This window comes from Oerskovia sp. NPDC060287 (assembly GCF_042726775.1).
Classification (GTDB): domain Bacteria; phylum Actinomycetota; class Actinomycetes; order Actinomycetales; family Cellulomonadaceae; genus Oerskovia; species Oerskovia merdavium.
In genome coordinates this window covers 1-4,855 of the sequence record NZ_JBHXBO010000281.1, presented here as the reverse complement: position 1 = coordinate 4,855, position 4,855 = coordinate 1, and the positions used below count along the sequence as shown (strand labels likewise).

Genomic DNA, 4,855 nt, shown 5'->3' with positions numbered 1-4,855 from the left:
GGCGTCAGCAGGTACGCCTTCCTGCGCCACCGCCGCGCCGTCGCCCGCCTGCTGGCCGCCCTGGAGGCGGGCGACCCGCCGCGCGGCTGCGACGCCGCCGTCCTCCTCGACCGGGCCGCCGCCGGCCGGCTGCGCGCCCTCACCTTCCGCGCCTGAGTCAACTCCCGCTCCCCGACCGGCCCGCGACGCGGGTAGGGTCGGGGCGCAGGCGAGGGCTAGCGGGAGCCGCAGGTCACGCGCGGAACCACACCGTGGTGTCCGAGGGCACGCGCACCTGCGGGTCGACGCTGCGGTCGGAGAACGTGGGTCCGCTCTCGACCAGCACCTGCGCGCCGTGCGGCAGGACGACGGGCTCGGAACCCAGGTTCGCCAGGACCACCACGTCGCCGTTGCGGAACGCGATGACGTCCGAGGAGTCCGCGTAGGCGTCGACCCAGGCGAGCGAGCCCGCCCCGAGGTGCTCGGCCTTGCGGATCTCGAGCGCAGCCTTGTACATCTCGAACGTCGAGCCGGCCACGCCGTACTGGGCGTCGGCCGCGAGGGCCTTGTACGACTCGGGCTGGGGGAGCCAGGTCTTGTCCGTCGCGCCGAACCCGAGGCCGGGGGCCTCGGCGGACCAGGGGATCGGCACGCGGCAGCCGTCGCGGCCTGCCTCGGCGCCCTCGGTGCGGAAGAACGCGGGGTCCTCGCGGACGTCGTTCGGCAGCGAGGTGTGCTCGGGCAGCCCGAGCTCCTCGCCCTGGTACAGGTACGAGCTGCCCGGCAGGCCGAGCATGAGCAGGCTCGCGGCGCGGGCGCGGCGCAGGCCGAGCTCCTCGTCGGGCTGGGGCTCGTGCGCGAAGATCCCGTTCGGCCGGAGGCCGGGCTCGGCCAGACCCAGGCGCGAGGGGTGACGCACCACGTCGTGGTTGGAGAGCACCCAGGTGGTGGGTGCGCCGACCTCGTCGGAAGCGTGCAGCGACGCGGCGACGACGGCGCGCAGGGGCGCGGCGTCCCAGGCCGTGGTCAGGAACGAGAAGTTGAAGGCCTGGTGCATCTCGTCCGGGCGCACGTAGCGGGCCAGGCGCGAGAGCGGCTCGACCCAGGCCTCGGCCACGAGGGCACGGTCGCCGTCGTACTCGGCCAGGACCTTGTGCCAGGCGCGGTAGATGTCGTGCACGCCCTCCTGGTCGAACATGGGGCCAGAGTTGCCGGCACCCGTGGAGCCGTCCTCGGGCGCGCCCGCGTCGGTGCCGTCGACCATGGAGACCGAGCCGTCCCAGTCGGGCAGCCCGTCCTGCTTGACCATGCCGTGCGCGACGTCGATGCGGAAGCCGTCGACGCCCTTGTCGAGCCAGAAGCGCAGGACGTCCTCGAACTCGGCGCGGACCTCGGGGTTGTTCCAGTCGAGGTCGGGCTGGGTCGAGTCGAACATGTGCAGGTACCACTGACCCGGGACCTCGCCCTCGGCACCGGTCACGACGTGCGCGCCGGCGCCTGCGGTCACGCGGGTCCATGCCGGTCCGCCGAAGATCGACTGCCAGTTGTTGGGGGGCAGCTCGCCGTTCTCGCCCTTGCCCTCGCGGAACAGGTAGCGGGCGCGCTCGGGCGAGCCCTCGGGCGCGGCGAGCGCCTCCTGGAACCAGGCGTGCTGGTCCGAGGTGTGGTTCGGGACGACGTCGACGATGACGCGGATGCCCATCTCGTGGGCGGCGGCGAGCATCTCGTCGAAGTCGGCGAGCGTGCCGAACAACGGGTCCACGTCGCGGTAGTCGGAGACGTCGTAGCCGGCGTCCTTCTGCGGCGAGCGGTAGAACGGCGAGAGCCAGACCGCGTCGATCCCCAGCGCCTTGAGGTGCGGCAGGCGGGCGGTCACGCCGGGCAGGTCGCCGATCCCGTCGCCGTTCCCGTCGGCGAAGGAGCGCGGGTACACCTGGTAGATGACCGCGTCGCGCCACCACTCGCCCGGGCCCTCGTGGGCCGCGTGGACGAGCCGGGTGGCGGTCAGTGCAGGTGCGGAGTCGACCTCGGCAGCCGGGATCGAATCGATACGAGACATGGAGTACAGGTCCTCACTGTGTGCGGGGTGTGGCGTGGTGGAGCTCGTTCTGGGGATGGCGATCGACGGACCGGGGCGCCTGGTGCTGCGAGGCGGTCCGTGCTGAAACCGGGCGTGTCGTTGCCCGGAGGATCACCGGTACGGGGACCGTGGGCGCGACCGTCGAAGGAGGCTGGCCCGACGAGCCGTCGTCCGAGTGTAAGCGCTTACGGCTGGGGGTTGTCGAGTCGGTGGCTCGGTGCCGCGCCCGTCGAGCCGCGCACGATGAGCTCGGGCTGGAACAGCAGCTCGGAACGCGGAGCCCTGTCGCCCGAGATCTCGGTGAGCAGCGCGCTGATCGCCGCCTGCCCCATCGCGGCCACGGGCTGGCGCACCGTGGTCAGGGGTGGGTCGGTGAAGGCGATGAGCGGCGAGTCGTCGTAGCCGACGACCGACACGTCCTCCGGGACCCGCAGGCCCCGCGCACGTGCTGCCCGGATGGCGCCGAGCGCCATGAGGTCCGAGCCGCAGACGATCGCGGTGTGCCCCGAGTCGATGAGCTCGCCGGCCGCGGCCTGCCCGCCCTCGACCGTGAAGAGGGTCACGACGATGTGCTCGTCCGCCTCAGCGACGTCCGAGACCAGCCCGTGGCGCACGAGCGCGTCCGCGAAGCCGGCGAGCTTGCGCTGCGCGGGGACGAACCGGCCGGGCCCGATCGCGAGGCCGATCCTCCGGTGGCCGAGCGACTCGAGGTGACGCACCGAGAGCTCGACGCTCGCGACGTCGTCGGGAGAGACGAACGGGGCGTCCACGCCCGGCGCGTAGCCGTTGACCAGGACGATCGGCATGCCGCGGCTGCGCAGGCGCTCGTAGCGGTCGTGGCTCGCCTGCGTGTCGGCGTGCAGGCCGGAGATGAAGACGATGCCGTCGACCGCGTGGTCGAGGAGCATCTCCACGTACTCGTCCTCGGTGGTGCCCCCCGGCGACTGCGTGCACAGTAGGGGGGTGTACCCGTGCTCGGAGAGCAGCGACTCGATGATCTGCGCGAAGGCGGGGAAGACGGGGTTCGTCAGCTCCGGGACGATCAGACCGACGAGGCCCGCGGACCGGTTGCGGAGCTTCTCGGGACGTTCGTAGCCGAGAAGGTCCAGCGCGGCGAGCACCGCTTGGCGCGTCTCGCTGGCGACACCGGCCTTCCCGTTCAGGACGCGCGAGACCGTCGCAGTACTGACGCCGGCTTGTTCGGCGAGATCTGTGAGACGGGTACGCACGTGGGGCAGTGTAGGTGACACCGGACCTCCTCGTCCTGGTTGCTCGCCGGTCGGATGGTTCTCGACGGGCGACTGTGTGCGACGAGACTGTTTCGCCGTTGTGTGTAAAGCGTTGCATGAAAGTTACCGCAAGCGCTTGCACGATGGCTACCCGACGTCGTACGGTCGTCCACATCAGGGCCAAGGGAGGCAGGTTCGCCACCCTCGGCTGACATCTCGATTGCTTGGAGTGACTCAGATGCGACGGAGCATCCTTCTAGCCGCAGCGCTCGGCACCACGCTGGCGCTCACTGCCTGCTCCGGCGGCGGCAGCGGAGACGACGAGACCACCGCGGGGTCCGGCGAGTCGACCGGCTCGACCGGTGCGCTGACGGTCTGGGTCGACGAGACCCGCCAGGCTGCGGTCACCGACGCCGCGAAGGCCTTCGAGGCCGAGAACGGCACCAAGGTGGACGTCGTCCTCAAGAACTTCGACGACATCCGCGCGGACTTCCTCGCGCAGGTCCCGACCGGCAAGGGCCCCGACATCACCGTCGGCGCGCACGACTGGCTCGGCGAGTTCACGACCAACGGTGTCGTCGCGCCCCTCGAGCTGGGTGACAAGGCGTCGGAGTTCGAGAAGGTCTCGATCGAGGCCTTCACGCAGGACGGCCAGGTCTACGGCCTGCCCTACGCGATCGAGAACATCGCGCTCATCCGCAACACCGCGCTCGCCCCCGCGGCCCCCGCCACGTGGGACGAGGCCATCGCCGCAGGGCAGGCCGCCGGGACCAAGTTCCCGATCCTCGTGCAGTCGGACGGCGCCAAGGGCGACCCGTACACGCACTACCCCTTCCAGACGTCGTTCGGTGCCCCGGTGTTCTCGCAGAACGCTGACGGCTCCTACACCTCCGAGCTCGCCATGGGCGGCCCCGAGGGCCAGGCGTTCGCGACGTGGCTCGGCGCGCAGGGTGCCGCAGGCAACCTCAGCCAGGACACGACGTACGACATCGCGGTCGAGGCCTTCAAGAACGGCGAGTCGCCCTTCATCGTGGGTGGCCCGTGGATGATCGAGTCCTTCGAGGGACTGAACCTCTCGATCGACCCGGTCCCCAGCGCCGGTGGCCAGCCCGCTCAGCCGTTCGTGGGCGTGCAGGGCTTCTACCTGAGCAACCAGAGCAAGAACGCTCTCGTCGCCAACGACTTCCTCGTCAACTTCCTCTCGACCGAGGAGGCCCAGACGGCCCTCTACAAGGCGGGCAACCGTTCTCCGGCGCTCACCGTCTCGGCTGACAAGGCCGCTGCCGAGGACCCGATCATCGCCGGCTTCCGCGCCGTCGGTGCCGACGCCGTCCCGATGCCCTCGATCCCCGAGATGGCTTCCGTGTGGAGCTTCTGGGGCGTGACCGAGGCCGCCATCGTCAACGGCGCAGACCCGATCCCCACCTGGGACAAGATGATCGCCGACATCCAGGCAGCGGCGCGTTCGGCGTGGGTGGAGGTCAGGAGGGTGTCGGTGACCTCCTTGACCTTGGCGTAGGGGATGCGGGCGTGGTGGATGGCGGTGGAGTCGTACGCGGTGAGGCCG

At 70.9% G+C, this 4,855-nt stretch carries 3 protein-coding genes; 1 reads left to right on the top strand and 2 read right to left on the bottom strand.

Annotated elements, in window-relative coordinates; translation table 11 throughout:
* Positions 1-232 precede the first annotated feature (232 nt).
* Positions 233-2,038, bottom strand: a complete 1,806-nt coding sequence (locus ACFWFR_RS17445; RefSeq protein WP_191800916.1) for a glycoside hydrolase family 13 protein — start codon at positions 2,036-2,038, stop codon at positions 233-235.
* A gap of 206 nt (positions 2,039-2,244) precedes the next feature.
* Positions 2,245-3,288, bottom strand: a complete 1,044-nt coding sequence (locus tag ACFWFR_RS17440) for a LacI family DNA-binding transcriptional regulator (protein ID WP_318244355.1) — start codon at positions 3,286-3,288, stop codon at positions 2,245-2,247.
* Positions 3,289-3,526: 238 nt separating this feature from the next.
* Between ACFWFR_RS17440 and ACFWFR_RS17435 the strand changes: the two genes are divergently transcribed.
* Positions 3,527-4,807 (top strand): extracellular solute-binding protein, encoded by a 1,281-nt coding sequence (locus tag ACFWFR_RS17435; protein WP_377623870.1) that lies wholly within the window; start codon positions 3,527-3,529, stop codon positions 4,805-4,807.
* The last annotated feature ends 48 nt before the right edge of the window (positions 4,808-4,855 follow it).